This window comes from Streptomyces sp. NP-1717, from assembly GCF_022695985.1.
Lineage (GTDB): Bacteria > Actinomycetota > Actinomycetes > Streptomycetales > Streptomycetaceae > Streptomyces.
On sequence record NZ_JAAPBF010000034.1, the window covers coordinates 1 to 19,830 of the forward strand.

General features: G+C 71.6%; 15 protein-coding genes and 1 tRNA gene. 8 read left to right on the forward strand and 8 right to left on the reverse strand.

Annotated features, from left to right (window positions below):
- Positions 1-193: hypothetical protein (locus tag GXP76_RS10415; protein ID WP_242571176.1), on the forward strand; the 193-nt coding region annotated here is incomplete at its 5' end.
- 216 nt (positions 194-409) lie between these two features.
- On the opposite strand, the gene GXP76_RS10420 is transcribed toward GXP76_RS10415, so the two are convergent.
- Positions 410-928, reverse strand: a complete 519-nt coding sequence (locus GXP76_RS10420) for a hemerythrin domain-containing protein (protein WP_242571177.1) — start codon at positions 926-928, stop codon at positions 410-412.
- Between the two features lie 179 nt (positions 929-1,107).
- On the opposite strand from GXP76_RS10420, the gene GXP76_RS10425 reads away from it, so the two are divergent.
- Entirely contained in the window at positions 1,108-3,789 is a 2,682-nt protein-coding gene (locus tag GXP76_RS10425; RefSeq protein WP_242571178.1) for a glycoside hydrolase family 97 catalytic domain-containing protein, read from the forward strand.
- Positions 3,790-4,004: 215 nt separating this feature from the next.
- Positions 4,005-5,216, forward strand: a complete 1,212-nt coding sequence (locus GXP76_RS10430) for an FAD-dependent monooxygenase (protein WP_242571179.1) — start codon at positions 4,005-4,007, stop codon at positions 5,214-5,216.
- Between the two features lie 144 nt (positions 5,217-5,360).
- On the opposite strand, the gene GXP76_RS10435 is transcribed toward GXP76_RS10430, so the two are convergent.
- From GXP76_RS10435 to GXP76_RS10465, 7 genes are all read right to left on the reverse strand, one after another.
- Positions 5,361-6,092 (reverse strand): ABC transporter ATP-binding protein, encoded by a 732-nt coding sequence (locus GXP76_RS10435; protein WP_242571180.1) that lies wholly within the window; start codon positions 6,090-6,092, stop codon positions 5,361-5,363.
- A 10-nt stretch (positions 6,093-6,102) separates the two neighbouring features.
- Entirely contained in the window at positions 6,103-6,894 is a 792-nt protein-coding gene (locus GXP76_RS10440; RefSeq protein ID WP_242571181.1) for an ABC transporter ATP-binding protein, read from the reverse strand.
- Positions 6,891-9,041, reverse strand: a complete 2,151-nt coding sequence (locus GXP76_RS10445; protein ID WP_242571182.1) for an ABC transporter permease — start codon at positions 9,039-9,041, stop codon at positions 6,891-6,893. The genes GXP76_RS10440 and GXP76_RS10445 overlap by 4 nt, the downstream gene beginning before the upstream one ends.
- A gap of 1 nt (position 9,042) precedes the next feature.
- Complete coding sequence (locus tag GXP76_RS10450) at positions 9,043-10,245, reverse strand: ABC transporter substrate-binding protein (RefSeq protein ID WP_242571183.1); 1,203 nt, start codon at positions 10,243-10,245, stop codon at positions 9,043-9,045.
- 97 nt (positions 10,246-10,342) lie between these two features.
- Positions 10,343-10,750 (reverse strand): roadblock/LC7 domain-containing protein, encoded by a 408-nt coding sequence (locus tag GXP76_RS10455; protein WP_242571184.1) that lies wholly within the window; start codon positions 10,748-10,750, stop codon positions 10,343-10,345.
- Positions 10,747-13,236, reverse strand: a complete 2,490-nt coding sequence (locus tag GXP76_RS10460) for a nitrate- and nitrite sensing domain-containing protein (protein WP_242571185.1) — start codon at positions 13,234-13,236, stop codon at positions 10,747-10,749. The genes GXP76_RS10455 and GXP76_RS10460 overlap by 4 nt, the downstream gene beginning before the upstream one ends.
- 758 nt (positions 13,237-13,994) lie before the next feature.
- Positions 13,995-14,066: transfer RNA gene (locus tag GXP76_RS10465), tRNA-Arg, on the reverse strand.
- A 124-nt stretch (positions 14,067-14,190) separates the two neighbouring features.
- Between GXP76_RS10465 and GXP76_RS10470 the strand changes: the two genes are divergently transcribed.
- The 5 genes from GXP76_RS10470 (at position 14,191) to thrC (ending at position 19,698) form a co-directional block, all read left to right on the forward strand.
- Positions 14,191-14,682: a response regulator gene (locus GXP76_RS10470; protein ID WP_242571186.1), complete on the forward strand. Its 492-nt coding sequence runs from the start codon at positions 14,191-14,193 to the stop codon at positions 14,680-14,682.
- Between the two features lie 89 nt (positions 14,683-14,771).
- Complete coding sequence (gene nrtL, locus GXP76_RS10475) at positions 14,772-15,770, forward strand: ArgS-related anticodon-binding protein NrtL (RefSeq protein WP_242571187.1); 999 nt, start codon at positions 14,772-14,774, stop codon at positions 15,768-15,770.
- Between the two features lie 52 nt (positions 15,771-15,822).
- Positions 15,823-17,214 (forward strand): diaminopimelate decarboxylase, encoded by a 1,392-nt coding sequence (lysA, locus tag GXP76_RS10480; protein WP_242571188.1) that lies wholly within the window; start codon positions 15,823-15,825, stop codon positions 17,212-17,214.
- 95 nt (positions 17,215-17,309) lie between these two features.
- Positions 17,310-18,620, forward strand: coding sequence for a homoserine dehydrogenase (locus GXP76_RS10485; RefSeq protein WP_242571189.1), 1,311 nt, complete (start codon positions 17,310-17,312; stop codon positions 18,618-18,620).
- A 7-nt stretch (positions 18,621-18,627) separates the two neighbouring features.
- Positions 18,628-19,698 carry a threonine synthase gene (gene thrC / locus GXP76_RS10490; protein WP_242571190.1) on the forward strand — a complete coding sequence of 357 codons (1,071 nt, stop codon included), beginning with the start codon at positions 18,628-18,630 and terminating at the stop codon, positions 19,696-19,698.
- Positions 19,699-19,830 lie beyond the last annotated feature (132 nt).

Here is a 19,830-nt window from a genome sequence, read left to right on the forward strand (position 1 = left end):
GGGCACTTCGAAGACGGCTTCCAAGACCGCGTCGAAGACTGCTTCGAAGACGGCGTCCGGGACCGCGCAGAAGAAGACGCCGGCCAAGAAGGCGGCGGCCAAGAAGACGACGACGGGCAAGACCGCCGCGAAGAAGACGACGGCCAAGAAGACCACGGCGAAGAAGGCCCCGACGAGAAAGCGTTCGGCCTGAGACCTGTCGGCCGGGCCGCGTGTGCGACCCGTCCACGGCTTGGGCCGTGTCTGACACATCCCGCCTGGCCGGCGAAGCCTGGCACGGCACCTCGCCGCGTTGTCGGCGGCCGGCCGAATGCGCCCGGTACGAGACGGCCTCCGCCTTGCGACGCACCGCACCAGCCGCCGCCGGCCCCGCCCTGCGGCCGGGCCGCATGTGCGACCCGGCCACGCCTTACCCGCGGCGCGCGTCCCTGAGGGCGAAGTCGTCGGGGAGCGGCGTGTCCAGCGCGTTGAGGGCGGCGACGAGCTTCTTCTCCTCGTACGTGAAATGGGACTCCACCAGCGCGACGAGACCGTCCAGTTCACCCCGCACCCGGCGTGCCTCGGCGGCGTCCGGGGCAGCGCCGATCCCGTCGACGAGAGCCTGGAGCCGCCCGAGGATGCCGGTCACCATGTGGTGGTCGTGCGCGAGCTGTTCCAGTACGGGCGCCAACTCGGGGAAGCGCCGCGCCAGTTCGGGGAAGACGCCGTCGTCCTCCGCCGTGTGATGCCGGGTCAGGGCGGAGCAGAACGCGAGGCAGTGCGCCTGTAGTTCACGCGGGCGCTCACCGTCGCCCGCGAGGTAGCCGTCGACATCGTCCTGCAGCCGGGCGAGCTCCTCACGGAGCCAGATGTGCACATCGATCAGTTGATTGCCGAACGCCGCGAGGCGGTCGCCCGGCGCGTCGTCCGGTACGGCGGAGGTCCCCATGCCCGCATCGTATGCGCACTATTGATTCTGTTGGATTCTGTGCGACAGACCCTGGCGGTTCCGGGGAATTCCGGTGGACAATCCGGGGCGTGGGCGCCACTTCAGGCACAGCCCTGTCATCACCAACTCGCGCCCCGTGTTTGGCCGTTGAGCCCGGCTCCGAGTGAGAGGGACAAGCGATGACGAACAGCAGACCAGGTTCGGCGAACCGATGGCGCGCTGCCTGTGCGACGGCGCTCGCGGGGGTGCTCTGTCTGGGGACCCCGGCAGCCGCCGCCCCGGACGACGCGGCCGGCCCCGCCGGGACCGCCTGGAACGTCTCCCGTGGCGGGCCCGCCGCCGCCGTACGGCTCGACCCCGCCGACGGCACCGTCACCCTCGCCGTACGGGACGGCGGCCGCACCCTCGTCGAACCCTCACCCCTCGGCATCGTCACCGAGGACGCCGATCTGACACGCGGGCTGCGCCTGGTGGACCGCGAGGACCGACGTATCGCCGAGCGGTACACCACCGTCGTCGGCAAGGAGCGCCGCCGCGCCGTCGACATGGCCGAGTCGCGCTTCACCCTGGAGGGTACGGGCGGCGCACGGGTCGACCTGGTCGTACGCGCGGCCGGCGACGGAGTCGCGTACCGCTACGTGCTCCCGAGCGGCGGCGACGGCGCCGTGCTGCGCGAGGCGTCCGGCTTCGTCCTGCCCGGCGACGCGCCCGCCCGGCTCAGCGACTACTCGGTCAACTACGAGCAGCCGTACGACGGTTCGACCGCCGCGGGCGCTCCGAGCGGCCAGTACGCGTACCCCGCCCTCTTCCGGGTGGGCGACGACCACGTACTGCTCACCGAGGCGGACGTCGACGGCCGCTACCCCGCGAGCCGCCTCACGCACACGGCGGGCAGTGGACGCTACGACGTGACGCTGGCCGACCCCGCCGTGCCCCGGCCCGCCGACGGCCCGCTCGCGACCCCCTGGCGGACCGTGATCGCGGGCGACCTGGCGACCGTGACCGAGTCCACCCTCGTGGACGACCTGGCCCCGCCCTCCCGTGTCGCGGACACCTCCTGGATCCGCCCCGGCGCCGTCGCCTGGTCCTGGCTCGCCGGATTCGGCGCGGCCCAGCGCAGCCTTGAGACCCAGCAGCGGTTCGTGGACTACGCGGCGGCGCACGGCTGGGAGTACTCCCTGGTGGACGACGGCTGGAACACCACCGACTGGATGCCACAGCTGATGGAGTACGCCGAACGGCGGGGCGTGGGCGTCCTGTTGTGGATGCACTGGACCGATCTCGACACGCCCGCCGAGCGCACGCGGCAGCTCGACAGGGTCAAGGAGTGGGGCGCCGCCGGGCTGAAGATCGACTTCATGGACTCCGACTCGCGTGAACGCATGGAGTGGTACGACGAGATCCTCCGCGAGACCGCCGACCGGGAGCTGATGGTCAACTTCCACGGCTCGACGCTGCCGCACGGCATCCAGCGCACCTGGCCGCACGTCATGACGATGGAGGGCGTGCACGGCGCCGAGCAGGGCGATGTCCAGGCCGACGACATGGCGACGCTGCCCTACACCCGTAACGTGGTCGGCTCCATGGACTTCACCCCCATGGGCTTCCAGTTCGGACAGCGCAACAACACCGAGGCCGCCGAGCTGGCGCTCTCCGTCGTGTACGAGTCCGGGTTCCAGAACTACGCGGGCAGCGTCGAGGCGTACCGCGCCCGGCCCGAACTCGCCCGGTTCCTCGACCAGGTCCCGACCGTCTGGGACGAGAGCCGGTTCGTCGCCGGTACGCCCGGTGAGGGGGCGACGTTCGCCCGCAGGGACGGCGACCGGTGGTTCCTCGGCTCCATCAGGGCGGGCGACGGGGGTACGGAGCGGGTCCCGCTGACGTTCCTCGGCCCCGGCTCGTGGCGGGTCGACGTCGTACGGGACGGCGCCGACGGTGTCGTACGTCAGAGCAAGGTGACGAACCGTCAGGACGTACTTACGGTGCCGGTGTTGGCGGACGGCGGCTTCGCCGCGCAGATCTGCCGCGCCGTGCCTGGCCGCGACAGCTGCGACCGGCCGGTGGACTCGGTGCCCGTCGGCACGCTGTCCGTCACCCCCGCCAAGGCGGACGCCCTGCCGGGCGAGACGGTCGGCATCGACGCGAGCTTCGTCCTGGACGAGGCGGGCCCCGCCGAGGACGTGAGACTCGCCGCCCGTACCCCCGAGGGCTGGACGGTCGACGGCACCGGCGCGACGGCGGACGAACTGGCCGACGGCGGCGAACTGACCACGTCCTGGCGGGTCACGGTCCCCGCCGACCCGGTGTACGGGGCGACGGAGATCCCGGTCACGCTGACCTACCGGGACCCGGACGCCCGACGTGGCGCGCCGCCGCTGACGGTCGAGCGAACGGTGCGGGTCTTCGTGGCACGTGAAGGCACCGTTTACGTCAGCTCGTTGCCGTTCGTCTCCGAGTCCAACGGCTGGGGCCCGGTCGAGCGCGACCTCTCCAACGGCGAGAACGGCACGGGCGACGGCGGCCCGCTGCGGCTCGGCGACACGACGTACGACAAGGGCCTCGGAGTGCACGCGCGCTCCGAGGTGACGGTCGCCCTGAACGGCGCGTACGACAGCTTCGCGGCGTGGGCCGGCATCGACGAGGAGAAACCGGACAAGGGTTCGGTGGCCTTCGAGGTGATCGGCGACGGCGAGACCCTGGCCCGCAGCGGCGTCCTGGGCCCGACGGACGCGCCACACGCGTTCGACGTGGACGTGCGCGGTGTCCGGCACCTCACGCTGCGCGTCACGGACGCCGGCGACGGCATCGACTCGGACCACGCGGACTGGGCGGACGCCCAACTGACGCTCTCAGAGGGGTAGTCGACACGGCCCGGCGGGAGCTCGACCTCGCCGGGCCACGTCGCGTCCACCCTTCGCGGCATGACTGGAGTCGCGGAGGAACCGGTCCTGGCCTGGTTTCGGGAAGACGTTGTGAAGCCGTCGCGCTCGTTTCGTGCGCGAGCGGCGTCGATAAGATCCCTCGTGGCCCCGTGTGTTGGGGGAATCGGAACATCGACCGAGTGGGAGTGCCAGGTATGCGTGGAGGCAGCGTCGCCGTCGTCGGCGGCAGCATAGCGGGATGTGCCACGGCACTGGCCGTGTCCCGCGGCGGAGCCGGGAAGGTCACCGTCTTCGAGCGGGCCGACGCCCAACTCCGGGACAGGGGAGTCGGGATCGCCCTCCACAACGACCGGTACGACGAACTCCAGAGCGCCGGATACGTCGCCGCCGAGATGCCCTGGGCGCCGCTGACCCGGCGGGTGTGGAGCGTGCGGGACGGCGAGGCGGAGCACGGACGGGCCGTCGGTGAGCAGCCGTTCCCGTTCCGCGCCTACAACTGGGGTTCCCTGTGGAGTGAGTTGCGGCGCCGGGTGCCCGAGGACGTCGACTACCGGTCCGGTGCGCTCGTCAGCGCCGTCGAGCCCGACTCCGACGGCGTGACCCTCCAACTCGGCGACGGGCAGCGGGAACGCTTCGACGCCGTGATCGGGGCGGACGGCTACCGCTCGGTGGTCCGCGACGCGATGTTCCCCGGGCTCGGCGCGACGTACGCCGGGTACATCGGCTGGCGCGGCACCTCGGCGGACGTCGCGGACCTCCCCTCCGACGGCAACGACGCGCACAACGTGGTCTTCCCCGGCGGCCACTGCATGATCTACCGCATCCCGGACGGCGTCGGCGGACACCGGCTCAACTGGGTGCTCTACACCGCCCCGCCGGAGTCCGAGGACCTCCACCCGGACCTGAAGACACCGACCTCGCTGCCGCCCGGCCGGCTCAACTCGGCGCTCACCGCGCACCTCCGGGCCCTCGTCGCGGACAACTTCCCGCCGTACTGGGCGGCCCGGGTGCTGCGTACGCCCGCAGAGACGACGTTCATCCAGCCCATCTACGACCTGGAGGTGCCGCAGTACACCTCCGAGCGGATGCTGCTCGTCGGCGACGCCGCCAGCGTCGCCCGGCCGCACATCGGCGGCGGCAGCGTCAAGGCGCTCCAGGACGCGACGGCCCTGGAGGCCGCGGCGGTGGCCGGGGAGAGCTGGAAGGAGATCATGGAGGCGTACGACACCCATCGCGGTGCCGTCGGTGCCTCGCTGGTCGCGCTGGCCCGCAGGATGGGGAGCGCGCAGGTGGAGAACACGCCGGACTGGGGGGCGATGGGGCAGCCGGAGTTCGAGGCGTGGTGGCAGGCGCAGAACAGTGGGTCCGACCGGAACAGCGGGTTCGGTGGGCACCGGCTGAAGTGACGTGGGCGGCTCACCGGGTTCGCCCGGTGGGCCGGTTCGTCCTCAATCGCCGGCGGGGCTTGAAATGCCCGCCCAGCGAGCTTGATTGAAGCCCGTCCGGCGATTGAGGACAAGGCCCGTGCGCACAGAGATTGAGGACTGGGCTCAGTGCGTTCGGACCGGGGTCAGTTCCAGGGCCTCGTGGAGTGGGGACGGGTCCGTGCGGGCGTCCTCGCCCGACATGCGCAGGGTCGGGCGGCCCGAGGTGAGGACCGTGATCGTGCGGGCGCGTTCCGCCGCCTGGGCGGGGCTCGGTGAGACCAGCAGTACCGCGATGCCCTCGTCCGCCAGGGTGCCGACCAGTTCGTAGACCTGCTTGACCAGAGCGGGCGCCAGGCCCTCCGTCGGCTCGTCCATCAGCAGCACGCTCGGCGAGCCGAGCAGCGCACGCGCCAGGGCGAGCATCTGCTGCTCGCCGCCGGACAGGTCCGTGCCCCGGTTGCCCTGGCGCTCACCCAGCCGGGGCAGGAGTTCCAGCACCCGCGCCGGGGTCCACGCGCTCGGCCGGGTCGCGTCGCCGCGGCGCGGCGGGCGGTAGGAGAGCCGCAGGTGCTCCGCGACGGTCAGGCCCGCGAAGACCCGCCGCCCCTGCGGTACGAGGCCGATCCCGGCGCGCGCCACCCGGTGCGCGGGCAGCCCGGTCATCTCCTGGCCGTTCAGCCGTACCGAGCCGGCGGACGGGCGGATGAACCCCGCCACCGTGTGGACGAGGGTGGTCTTGCCCGCCCCGTTGTGGCCCACGATCGCGTGGACGGAGCCGGCGGGGACGCTCAGATCGAGGTCGTGCAGGACGGTGCCGCCGTGGTAGCCCGCCGTCAGGCCGGTGAGTTCCAGCATCGGTGGTCGGTCACCCTCTCGCTTCTGCTGTGTCGCGGGCGCCCGTGGCGTGGTACGCGTCGCGCACCTCCGGATGGGCGAGCGCCTCGGCGGTCGGGGCGGTGATCAGTACCCGGCCGGCCGCCAACACGGTCACCGTGTCGGCGAGTTCGGCGACGACCTCGACGTGGTGCTCCACCAGGATGACGGCCACGTCGGCCGGGAGCCCGCGCAGGATCGTGAGCAGACGGCCGATGTCGCCGTCGGTCAGCCCGGCCGCCGGCTCGTCGAGCAGCATCAGCCGCGGGGCGCCCGCGAGTGCCGCCGCGAGGTCGAGCATGCGGCGCTGGCCGTGGGACAGGTCGGCGGCCGGCCTGCGCGCGGAGTCGGCGAGGCCGACGACCTCCAGGTGGTGAGCCGCGGACTCGGCGTGCTGCCGGTAGCGGGACGGCCGCCGCCACGCGCCCCCGCGCAGCGGGTGGTGCCGCCAGCCGGCCAGCACGATGTTGTCCAGGACCGACAACTCGCCGATGACGGACGGCTGCTGGAAGCTGCGGGCGATACCGAGGCGGCTGCGCCTGGCGGTGGCCGTACGGGTGATGTCGGCGCCGCTCAGGGCGATGGTGCCGTGATCGGGACGGTCCGTGCCGGCGATGAGGTTGAGCAGCGTGGTCTTGCCCGCGCCGTTGGGGCCGATGACGGCGTGCCGTGCTCCGGCGGGGAGTTGGAGGCTGACGTCGTCGACGGCGGTGAGGCTCCCGTACCGCCGGACCAGGTTCTTCAGGTCCAGTACCGGCGCCGTGGGTGGCGTGCTGGCTGTCATGGGGTGACCTTCCCGGCCGGAACGCTGTCGTGGTCGGAGGGGGGCGGACCGGCCCCGGCCGCTCCCCGCCCGCCGGAACCGGGCCCGCCGCGCAGCCCGGCCAGACCGCGCGGGAGCATATAGACGGCGGCGACGAACAGCACGCCGAGCAGCAGGTGCCCGTGGCCGGGCCATGAACCGGCCAGCCAGTCACGGGTGCTGACGATCAGTCCGGCGCCGATCAGCGCGCCGACCACCGAGGTGCTGCCGCCGATGACGACCGCCAGGAGCGCGAACGCCGCGATCTCGAAACCGACGTCGGCCGGGGAGAGGTACTGCTGCACGGTCACCATGACGGAGCCGCCGACCCCGGCGAGCGCGCCGGCGCCGATGTGCGCCATCAGCAGGTAGCGCCCGACGGGGTGGCCGGAGGCGCGCATGCGGGCCTCGGCGTTACGGGTGCCGGTGAGCAGCTTTCCGGCGGGGGAGCGCAGGACGAGCAGGGTGACGGCGACGGCGACGACCGCGACGGCGAGCGCGTAGTTGTAGACCTCGCTCTCGTCGACCATCCCCTCCCCGCCCCAGAGTGCCTGGGTGGGCGGGAAGCCGACGAGGCCGTCGGCGCCGCCGGTGACGGACTTGAGCTGGTTGATGGCGGCGCTCGCCAGCTCGCCGATGGCGAGGGTGATCATCAGGACCGTGGTTCCACGGGCCCGGATCACCGCGGGTCCGGTCACCAGGGAGAACAGCGCGGCGGCGATCGCCGCGACGACGACCTGGACCGGGCCGACCGTCCAGCCGGCGTCGGCGAGATTCGCGGTGGCGTACGCGCCGACGGCGAACGGCGCCGTCTGGCCCAGGGTCGGCAGTCCGGCGTAGCCGGTCAGGATGGTGACGCTGACCGCGAGCAGCCCGAGGGCGAGCGCGGAGCCGGCCAGCGAGATGGTGTACGCGTCGAGCAGCGTCGGCAGGGCGATGAGAACGCCGAGCAGGAGGAGGAGCGGAGCGGCCTGGCGAACCCGCGAGGCGAGGTCGCCGTCGGCGCTGCCGCCCCGGAGCAGCCACGGCAAGGCGCTGCGGCCGCCCCCGGACCGGCCGCCCGCTTCCGACGTGCCGGTGCGGGTGCCGGTGCCTGAGCCGACGACGGCGCCGTCTCCCGAACCGGACGCGGCCGCGGCGGACGGAGCCGCGGCGGACGCAGCCGCGGCGGTCCCCGCTCCCCGCCCCTTGAACGACGCGGAGAGCCGTCGCCGCAGCCACTGCACCGGGTCCGAGCCACCGTCCCCGCCGCCGTGCGCCGCCGACGTCGCGGGTTCGGTGAACTGCGAGCGCACGATCAGTACGGCGGCCATGGCCGCGAACAGCAGGTACGGCGCCCAGTCCGGCGCCACCGAGACACCGAGCGTCTGGACCTCGCCGACGGCGATCGCCGCGAACAGGGTCGTCCACAGCGACCGCAGCCCGCCCAGCACGACCACCACGAGCGAGAGCATCAGCACGGTGTCGGCCGTGCCGGCGCCCGGCCCGATGATGGGCGCGCCGAGCACTCCGGCGGCCCCGGCCAGCGCCCCGGCGGCGGCCAGCACGCCGGTGTGCACCGCGCGGGGGCTGTGTCCGGTGGTGGCCAGCATCTGCGGGTCGTCCGCGGACGCCCGTACCGCCGCACCCACGCGGGTGCGGGTGAGCACCCACGTACCGAACGCCGCGAGCAGCACGGCCATGAGGATGAAGCAGAGCCGGTACGCGGGGTACCGGTGGCCCAGCAGCGTCACCGAGGAGTCGAGCGCCTCGGGGACGCGTACCGGTAGCTCGTCGGCCCCGAAGAACTCGATGAGCAGATTGCCGCCGATCAGGGCGAGCCCGAACGTCAGCAGTGCTTGCGCGAGATGCCCACGACGGGCCAGGGGGATCGTCGCCGCGGACAGGCCGGCCCCGGCGGCGGCAGCCGCCGCGGTCCCGGCCGCCAGTCCGACGGCGAGTCCGCCCCAGGTCCCGTCGCTCAACTCGGCACCGGTATAGGCACCGATCGCGTACAGCGCGCCGTGTGACAGGTTCAGCACGCCCGCGGTGCCGAAGGCGAGACTCAGGCCGGCGGCGACGACGAACAGCAGCAGCCCGTAGGCCACGCCGTCCACCGCCGGCACGAAGTGGGCATCAAGGATGTTCATCTCAGCTGCCGAGCGTCGCCAGGTCCTGGACCATGACGTTGGCCAGCTGGTCACCGTCCTTGCGAACCTGGCGCAGGTACCACTGCTGCACCGGCGAGTGCGCCTTGTCGCCGAACTCCCAGGCGCCGCGCGGGCTGTCGATCTGGCCGAGACCGCCGATGGCGTTGTTGATGGTCTCGGGCGACACGTCGCCCTTCTTGGCGGCGTCGCCGATCGCCTGGTCCAGCACGGCGGCCGCGTCGTACGAGGCCATCGCGTAGGTCGTCGGCTGGGTGTCGTGCTTGGCGGTCCAGTCGGCGGCGAACTTACGGTTGGCCTCGTTGTCGAGGTCGGCCGCGTAGTTCAGGACCGAGTAGACGTCCTTCGCCGCGTCACCCTGCGCCTGGAGCACACTGCCCTCGGTGACGAAGGCCGTGTACAGCGGCAGATCGGCGACATCGGACTGCGCGTACTGCTTGGCGAAGTCGATGGCGGCCTTGCCGGCGTAGAAGCAGTAGACGGCCTTCGCGTCCGTCTTGGCGATGTCGGCGAAGTACGGCATGAAGTTCGTGGTCTTCGGGAACGGCGTCCACTTGGTCTTGCCGTCCGGGTTGGCGAGCTTGCCGCCGACCTTCTTGAACTCGTCCGTGAAGCCGCGGAGTTCGTCGTAGCCACCCTGGTAGTCGGGGCCGATCGCGTAGACCGGGCCGTCGACCTTCTCCTTGACGTACGGGGCGATGGCCGCGCCCGGCTCGTCGGAGAGGAAGCTCGTCGTCCAGAGGTACTTCATGTCCTTGACGGGCGGACGGCCGTTGGACCCGAGCAGCGGGATCTTGGCCTGGTTGATCAGCGGCATCACCGCGTTGACCGAACCACCGCTGACGAGACCGGTCAGCGCGTCGACCTTGTCCTTCTTGACGAGCTTGGTGGCCGCCGGGACCGCGGTCGGCGGACCGTCGCCCTCGTCCGCCACGATCAGCTCGACCTCACGGCCGCCCAGCTTGTTGTCATGCGTCGCCAGGTACAGCTCGAAGCCCTTGCGCAGCTCCGTGCCCACCGGCTCGTAGGTGCCTGACAGCGACGCCACCAGGCCGATCTTCACAGTGTCGTCGCCGGCGCCGCTGTCGCCGCTGCACCCGGTGACGGCTGCCAGGCCGAGTGCGATGGCGGCCGCGCCGACCGGCCGGACTCTGCGGCGGCCACGTATGGATATGTCGAAGAACATGAGGGCTCTCATCGGATGGAGGAATTATCGGACGGAACGAGCGGAACAGCACGTACGGCGTATGAACCGGACGGTGGGGCGTGCAACGACCCGGACGTCAGCGGGAGGGCTGGGCGTTCGCGTCGCGGATTTGGGGGGTCAGGGAGTCGCCGACCTGGTTGATCAGTTCGGACATCATGTAGCTGACCTCGCCGATGTCCGCGTCCCTGGTGGTCGTCACCAGCAGGGACGCGCCGCTGGAGACGGCCATCGAGAACATGTAACCGCCCTCCATGGCGGTCAGGCTGTGCTCGACAGGGTCGGTGTTCGTCAACTGGGCGGCGGCGGAGAGCAGGTTGACGACACCCGACGCGATGGCGGCCAGCCGGTCGGCGTCGTCACGCTCCACCCCGGTGTAGGCGAGGGCGAGTCCGTCCACGGACACGGCTATCGCCTGGGTGACCTCCGGGATACGCCCGGCGAAACCGCTGAGGATCCAGCTGAGGTCGTTGGGTGAGGTCGTCATTTTTTGCTCCGTTGGGTGTCGTCGTCGTTGGCGGAGCGCCCGCGGTGGCCCGTGCTCCTGTTGATCCCCTGGGCGTAGGCCGCCAGGACGTCGGAGACCTGCCGGGAGTCCCGGCGGCGGGGCGACGGCTTGGGGGCGGCGCCGGATCGCTGCTCGGCGCCGTCGCGTTTGCCCAAGGAGGGCCACTGCTTCGGTGTGTTGCGCTGCCGCAGCGGCAGTCCCGATGAGCTCACTCCGGCGATACGGGAGACGGGCTCCGCGTGAACAGGGTGCTGGGAAGGTGCGTTGGAACGCTCGCGGTCGTCGGCCGGGGAACTCTTGGCCCCGTCGGAACGTCCGGATCCGCCGGATCCGCTCGCTCCGTCGCGGGAGGGCGCGGCGGAGCCGTTGTCCCCTCCGGGGTGGTAGTCGCCCGCAGCGGCGGCCTCGCCGTTCCCGCCGATGCCGCTGCCGCCGACGCCGCTCCGGGCTGCCGGGGAACCGGCTCCGGCGGGCTGCCGGCGGCCGACCGGTCCGGGCCCGGTGATCGGGCGCGGCGTCTCGTACCGCACGCCGGGACGCTCACCGAGCGAGCCCTGCGCGGGCGGTGTGGTCTCCTGCGGAGCCGCCGCCAGCACGTTCGCGGGCAGGGTGACCTCGGCGATCGTGCCCGGCCCCGAGGAGTCGCGCAGTTCGACGACGATGCCGTGCCGGGCGGCGAGCCGCGCCACCACGTGCAGACCCATGGACCGTACGTCGCCGATGCCGGACTTCGGCTCCAGCAGACCCTTGTTCAGGGTGGCGCGCTTCTCGGCGGTGATGCCCACGCCCTCGTCGACGATCTGTACGACCGCCCGGTCCCACAGGCGCCAGACCGCGACCCCGACCTGCTTGTCCGGGGGCGAGAAGCGCGTGGCGTTGTCCAGGAGTTCGGCCAGGATGTGCGCCACGTCGTGGACCACTCGCGCGGCGATGCCGATGCCCGACTCGATGACACCGAGGGAGACCCGGTCGAAGCGCTCGATCTGCTGCGCGGCGGCCACGATCACCGTCGAGCAGGAGATGTCGGCGGAACGCACCCGGCCGTGCCCGTAACCGCCGAGCACCAGCAGGTTGTTGGTGTTGCGCTCCATGCGGATTGCGAGGTGGTCGAGCGCGAACAGGGTCTTCATGCGCTCGGGGTCGGCCTCGTCGCGCTGCACCGTGTCCAGCTCGGACACCATGACGGTGGTCAACTGCGCGCCCCTGCGGGCGACACCGACCAGCGTCTCCGCGAACTGCTCGTGGATGTGGGCCTGTTGCGCGGCCAGCCGGACGGCTTCGTGGTGAACGGCGTTGAACGCCTCACCGACCTCGCCGATCTCGTCCAGACCCGTGGTCTTCACCGGGTTGCCGGACCGCTCGGCGACCTGCTCGGGAGTGGCGCCGCTGAGCGCGCCGGGCTGGGACAGCTCCGTCATGACCCGCGGCAGACCCGTGTGCGCCACCTCGTGGGCGGCGTTGCGCAGGTCCCGCAGCCGGCGGATCATCACGCGGCCGAGCCGGACGGCGACGACGATCGCGCTGATGAGCGTGAGCAGCACCAGCGCCACCTCGGCGCCGGCCAGCCAGGCGAGCGAGGTGCGCGTCTCGGTGACCGTCTTGAGGACGGACTCGTCGATACGGCTCTCGACCGACCGCAGGATCGCCTGCCGGTCGGCCGTCGCCTGCTGCCACTTCTTGGGAGTGACGGTGATCTCCTGGTCCGGCGCGGTGCGGGCCACCTGGTCCTCGAGCCGGCGTGCCTCAAGGGCCTTGGGACCGGAGAGCGTGCGCTCCAGCCAGGTCCGCCACTGCACCGGGCCCAGGTCGAACAGGGAGCCCGTCGCTTCGGTGTAGCCGATCCTGGTGGCCTCGAAGGTCCGCTTGGACGCTTCGGTGAAGCCGCCCGTGGCCTGTGCCTTCATGACCGCGACCTGCTGCTGGCCCATGTGCTCGGAGGCCCGCGACAGCGCCGCGGCGGCGCGGATCCGGTCGGCGACGTCGGCGTCGACACCGTCGGCCTGGGCGATGCCGTCGCGGTAGTCGATCAGGTCGGCGATCACGATCCGGTAGCCGAACGTCAGCGCCGTGACGGTGCTCCCTCCGGAGCGCACCTGGGCGCGCAGGGAGGGCATTTCATCGATGAAGCGTTCGATCCGGTCCAGAGCGGCCTGCGCGGTGCCCGGAACGGACGACAAGCTGCCGATCTGTGAACGGAATTGGGCGACACTCTTGTCCGTCGCGTTGGAGGTTTCGCGGAACGAGTCCGTATCTCCCTGAGTGGAGACCAAGGCGGTGGCCGCTGCCCGCTCGCGCTGCAAGTGGTGGGTCAACTCGCTCACGGACGAGGCGACATCGACCATGGTCGTGAGGCGGTTGGCCTGGAGTGCCTGGTTGGTCGCGGGAGCGAGGGCCAGTACCGCGAAGGTGACGGCCACTACGAGGGGCACGGTGACCAGCAGGACGAGGCGACGATTGATTTTCACTGCGCGGCTCCATCGCCGGAACCGGTGCTGAGTATCGGTGACACGCAGATACCTATTAACGGGTTGGGGGGTGTCGGTGGGGATCGCGAGTAGATCGTGTGCAACGTTACGGAAGGGACTGGCGAGGCCCCCGTGGCGCGGCTTGATCCTATGCCGTACCACGTCGTTACGGATGCGTGCATCCTCGAAAAATGCGGGTACCTAACAGGCCACGAACGATCCAACTCGGCCACAATCGACGCCCGATGCACCCCTCGGCACCGTAAGCGGAATCACCAAATCGTTTCAACCGCACGCCACTTGACCAGCGCACGGGCACATCGCGGCCCTCTCGCCGCCAACCACCGGAATGTCCCCGGGTACTTCGGCGTGGCGACTTGACTGACGGCGTGATCCTCGGAATGTCGTTGCCGAAGGGTTAGATCATCGGACCTGAACGGACGTGCCACGGACGGCATTTCGGTCACAACCGCACACCCGACCGGCTTCTCCACACGACGTTCACTCAAGTGACGCACCGTCAAACGATCGCCCCGCACGGGAGGCGGTGCGCGGCGGCCGGAACGGACCGACGTACCCGAAGCCGTCGCTCACGGCGGCGAACGGGCTCACCCGTGCTCCGGTCCACGGGACTGTTCGAGTCCGGACCCACGGATCTGCTCCGGCCCGGTGCCGGCGTCAGTGGCCGCACATGACAACAGGCCCCCCGATCAGACGCGCGGTCTGAAGGGAAGGCCTGTTCGGCACCTGGAATACGGTGCCCCCGGCAGGATTCGAACCTGCGCACCCGGCTCCGGAGGCCGATGCTCTATCCCCTGAGCTACGGGGGCGTGTCGCCGTGGACCTTGGCGACGGGAGAAACCTTACCAGTCCCCGTGGGGTCGTCGTGAACAGGTATTTGGCGTGAGGCGTCGCGCCGGGCGGCGCCGGCCGGACCTCCACGCGGGGGGAGAAGTGGGGAAAACCCGGACGCGGCCCCGGAGGCCGACCTACTCTCAAGTTGTGTCAGGCGCGTCAGGCCGTGTGCTCGTTGTCGACGACAACAGGGTCATCCGGCAGTTGATCAGGGTCAACCTTGAGCTGGAGGGCTTCGAGGTCGTGACCGCGGCCGATGGTGCCGAGTGTCTGGACGTCGTCCACCGGGTCAGGCCCGATGTGATCACCCTCGACGTCGTCATGCCGCGCCTCGACGGGATCCGCACCGCCGCCCGTCTGCGGGCCGATCCGCTGACCTCGCACCTGCCCGTCGCGATCATCAGCGCCTGTACGCGGTACGAGGTGGAGACCGGCATCCACGCGGGCGTGGACGCCTTCCTCGCCAAGCCGTTCGAGCCCGCCGAGCTCGTCAGGGTCGTACGACAGCTGATGCGCCGGGAGGGCCCGTCCTTCGACGACAGATGCGAGTCGGGGCGCGCGGGCAGTACGCCCCGCGGCGCGCGCGGCTGACGGCGCTCCGCGGCGGCCGGGCCCGGGCGGGTGCCCGCATCGCGAAACCGGTTCGCGAAGACGCCCCCCTCCTCCCATACGCTGGTCCCGTGACCCCCGCCGACCTCTCCCGCACCGTGCTGAGCGCCCTGCGCCGCGCGGTCGACGAGGGTGTCCTGGCCGGGCCCGTACCGGACAGCGTCCAGGTCGGGCGCCCCGGGCCCGGCGGCAGCGGCGACTACGCGACCTCCGTCGCGCTGCGGCTCGCGGGCCCCGCCCGGCGCAGCCCCCGCGACATCGCGGAGATCCTGCGCGCCGAGATCCTGCGCTCCACCCCGGACCTCTCCCGCGTCGACGTCACCGGACCCGGCTTCCTGAACTTCACGCTCGCCCCCCGCAGCCGCGCCGGAGTCGTCCGCGCCGTCCTCGGCACCGGGATCCGGTACGGACACGGGGACGCCCTCGCAGGCACCACCGTGATCCTCGCCCCCGCGGGTGAACTCCGCGCGGCCGTGCGGACCGAGACCGTCCTGCGGCTGCTGCGCGCCCAGGGCGCCGACGCCCGCACCGGCGCCGACGCCACCGAGAGGCTGACGGTGCGACCGGTGTCCGCCACCCTCGCGGGGGACCTCTTCGCCCGCCTCGGGACCGACGCCGCCCGCTGGGGTCTGCTGCGGCCCGCCGCCCACGACGCGGCCGCGACCGGCGACGACCTGCTCGTCCAGCACGAGAGCAACCCCCTGTTCACGGTGCGTTACGCCCACGCCCGTACCCGCGCCCTCCTGCGCAACGCCGCCGTTCTCGGCATCCCGAGAGGCGACGGCGACACCTGCGAACCCGGGGCCCGCGCCCTGCTCGACACCATCGGCGACCACCCCGGCATACTCGCCGCCGCCGCCCGCCACCGCGCCCCCGACCGGGTCGCCCGGCACCTCGAACGCACCGCGGAGTCGTTCCTGCACTTCCAGGAGACCTGCCGCCCGCTGCCCGTCGGCGACGAGAAACCCTCGGCCGCCCACCGGTCCCGGCTCGCACTCGCCGAAGCCGCCGGGACGGTGCTGGCCGGTGGCCTCACCCTCCTCGGTATCGACGCGCCCGAACACCTCTGATGCGGTCCGCCGAGTCGGACGCATCCGACGTAACCAAGAGAGCAAGAAGACGATGAGCCGTTCCGCCCACCCCGCCGGACCCCGCTACGCCGACGTGCACACCGAGGGCCACTACTCCCCGCCGCCCGCCGACCTCAACGCGCTCGACGACAAGATCTGGTCGCGCACGGTCAGCCGCGGCGAGGACGGTGTCGCCACCGTCGCCGGGCTGCCCGTGACCCGCCTCGCCGAGGAGTTCGGCACCCCCGCCTACTTCCTCGACGAGGCCGACTTCCGCGCCCGCTGCCGCGCCTGGGCCGACGCGTTCGGCAAGGACGCCGACGTCTTCTACGCGGGCAAGGCGTTCCTGTCCCGCGCCGTCGTCCACTGGCTCAAGGAGGAGGGGCTCAACCTCGACGTCTGCTCCGGCGGCGAGCTGGCCACCGCGCTGGACGCGGGCATGCCCCCCGAGCGCATCGCGCTGCACGGCAACAACAAGTCGGTGCACGAGATCGAGCGCGCCGTCGTCGCCGGCGTCGGGCGCATCGTCCTCGACTCGTTCCAGGAGATGGTGCGCGTCGCGCACATCGCCCAGAGCCTCGGCCGGGTGCAGCCCGTACAGATCCGGGTCACCGTCGGCGTCGAGGCGCACACCCACGAGTTCATCGCCACCGCACACGAGGACCAGAAGTTCGGTATCGCGCTGGCCGACGGACAGGCCGCGGAGGCCGTCCGCCGCGCGCTGAGGCTCGACGGCATCGAACTCGTCGGCATCCACTCGCACATCGGCTCGCAGATCTTCGACATGGCGGGCTTCGAGGTCTCCGCGCGCCGCGTCGTCGAACTGCTGGCCGCGGTCCGCGACGAGCACGGCGTCGAACTCCCGGAGATCGACCTCGGTGGCGGTCTCGGCATCGCGTACACCCCCGACGACGACCCGCGCGAGCCGCACGAGATCGCCAAGTCCCTGACCGCGATCGTCACCCGTGAGTGTGAGTCCGCGGGGCTGCGCACCCCCCGGATCTCCGTCGAGCCCGGCCGCGCGATCGTCGGCCCGACCGCCTTCACGCTCTACGAGGTCGGCACCGTCAAGCCCCTGGAGGGGCTGCGGACGTACGTGAGCGTCGACGGCGGCATGTCGGACAACATCCGTACCGCGCTGTACGACGCCGAGTACAGCGTCGCGCTCGTCTCCCGCCGCTCCGACGCCGAGCCGATGCTCTCGCGCGTCGTCGGCAAGCACTGCGAGAGCGGTGACATCGTCGTGCGCGACGCGTTCCTGCCCGCGGACCTTGCGCCCGGGGACCTGATCGCGGTCCCCGCCACCGGCGCGTACTGCCGCTCCATGGCGAGCAACTACAACCACGCGCTGCGCCCGCCGGTCGTCGCCGTCAAGGACGGCGGGGCGCGGGTGATCGTCCGGCGCGAGACGGAGGAAGATCTCCTGCGTCTGGATGTCGGTTAGCTGAGATAGACGTCTCGTATGACGGACGGAGGGTAGAAACTTCGGTCCGGTGCGTGAGACTGGTCCACATCGCTGAGAGAGGGAATCGAGGTCGCATGATGCGTACGCGTCCGCTGAAGGTGGCGCTTCTGGGCTGTGGGGTCGTCGGCTCAGAGGTGGCGCGCATCATGGCGACGCACGCCGACGATCTGGCCGCGCGGATCGGCGCGCCCCTGGAACTCGCCGGGGTCGCCGTCCGCCGTCCCTCCAAGGTGCGCGAGGGCATCGACCCCGCCCTGGTCACCACGGACGCGACGGCGCTGGTCGAACGGGGCGACATCGACGTCGTCGTCGAGGTCATCGGCGGTATCGAGCCCGCCCGCACGCTGATCACCACCGCCTTCGAGCACGGCGCGTCCGTCGTCTCGGCCAACAAGGCGCTGCTCGCCGAGGACGGCGCGACGCTCTTCGCCGCGGCCGAGAAGTACGGCAAGGACCTCTACTACGAGGCCGCCGTCGCGGGCGCCATCCCGCTGCTGAGGCCGCTGCGGGAATCCCTCGCGGGGGACAAGGTCAACCGCGTGCTCGGCATCGTCAACGGCACCACGAACTTCATCCTCGACCGGATGGACTCCTCGGGCGCCGGCTACTCGGAGGCGCTGGACGAGGCGACGGCGCTCGGTTACGCGGAGGCCGACCCGACCGCCGACGTCGAGGGCTTCGACGCCGCCGCCAAGGCCGCGATCCTCGCGGGGATCGCCTTCCACACCCGCGTACGCCTCGACGACGTCCACCGCGAGGGGCTGACCGAGGTCACCGCCGCCGACATCGCCTCCGCCCGGCGCATGGGCTGCACCGTCAAACTCCTCGCCATCTGCGAGCGCGCCGCCGACGGGAAGTCGGTCACCGCGCGCGTCCATCCGGCGATGATCCCGCTCACCCACCCGCTCGCCTCCGTGCGCGAGGCGTACAACGCGGTCTTCGTGGAAGCCGAGGCGGCGGGACAGCTGATGTTCTACGGCCCCGGCGCCGGCGGCCCGCCCACCGCGTCCGCCGTGCTCGGCGACCTCGTCGCGGTGTGCCGCAACCGGCTCGGCGAGGCGACGGGGCCCGGCGAGTCCGCGTACACGCGGCTGCCGGTCAACTCCATGGCCGAGGTGGTGACGCGGTACCACATCAGCCTCGACGTGGCCGACAAACCAGGTGTGCTGGCCCAGGTCGCCACGGTCTTCGCCGAGCACGACGTGTCGATCGACACCGTGCGCCAGCAGGGCCGGCTCGACAGTGAAGGACTCGGCGGCGAGGCATCCCTCGTCGTCGTCACCCACCGCGCGCCCGACGCCGCCCTCTCCGGGACCGTCGAAGCGCTGCGCAAGCTCGACACCGTGCGCGGTGTCGCCAGCATCATGCGTGTTGAAGGGGAGTAAGGGACCCATGACGAGCAACGGCACCCACCAGTGGCGCGGCATCATCGAGGAGTACCGGGACCGGCTGCCGGTCGCGGAGACGACGGCGGTGGTCACCCTCCGCGAGGGCGGGACGCCGCTCGTCCCCGCGCAGGTCCTCTCCGAGGCCACGGGCTGCGAGGTGCACCTCAAGGTCGAGGGCGCCAACCCGACCGGGTCCTTCAAGGACCGCGGCATGACGATGGCGATCACCCACGCCAAGGAGGCGGGCGCGCAGGCCGTCATCTGCGCCTCCACCGGCAACACCTCGGCGTCGGCCGCCGCGTACGCGGTACGGGCCGGCATGGTCTGCGCCGTCCTCGTGCCGCAGGGCAAGATCGCGCTGGGCAAGATGGGCCAGGCTCTGGTGCACGGCGCGAAGATCCTCCAGGTCGAGGGGAACTTCGACGACTGTCTGACACTGGCGCGCGGACTGTCCGACAACTACCCGGTGGCGCTGGTCAATTCGGTGAACCCGTCCCGTATCGAGGGCCAGAAGACCGCGGCCTTCGAGATCGTGGACGCGCTCGGTGACGCCCCCGACATCCACGTACTGCCCGTCGGCAACGCCGGCAACATCACGGCGTACTGGAAGGGGTACACGGAGTACACCGCGGACGGCCCCGCGACCCGCACGCCGCGCATGTGGGGCTTCCAGGCGTCCGGTTCGGCGCCGATCGTGCGCGGCGAGGTCGTCAAGGACCCGCACACCGTCGCCACCGCGATCCGGATCGGCAACCCGGCGTCCTGGCAGCAGGCGCTCGCCGCCAGGGACGAGTCAGGCGGCTTCATCGACGAGGTGACGGACCGACAGATCCTGCGCGCCTACCGCCTGTTGGCCGCCCAGGAGGGTGTCTTCGTCGAGCCGGCGTCGGCCGCGTCCGTCGCCGGTCTGCTCAAGGCGGCCGAGGAGGGGAGGGTCGACCCGGGCCAGCGCATCGTCTGCACCGTCACCGGCAACGGCCTCAAGGACCCGGACTGGGCGGTCGCGGGAGCACCCCAGCCGGTCACCGTCCCGGTCGACGCGGTGACGGCGGCGGAGCGCCTGGGCCTCGCGTAGTCACGGACCGGCCGCCGGTCGCGTACACAAAGCACACCAAGACCCTGCATAGGCGCACAGGAAGGCACGCGACACGCATCGTGCGCCTCCTGTGCGCCCTATGTCGCCACTGAACCTTCCTTCGATAAGCTG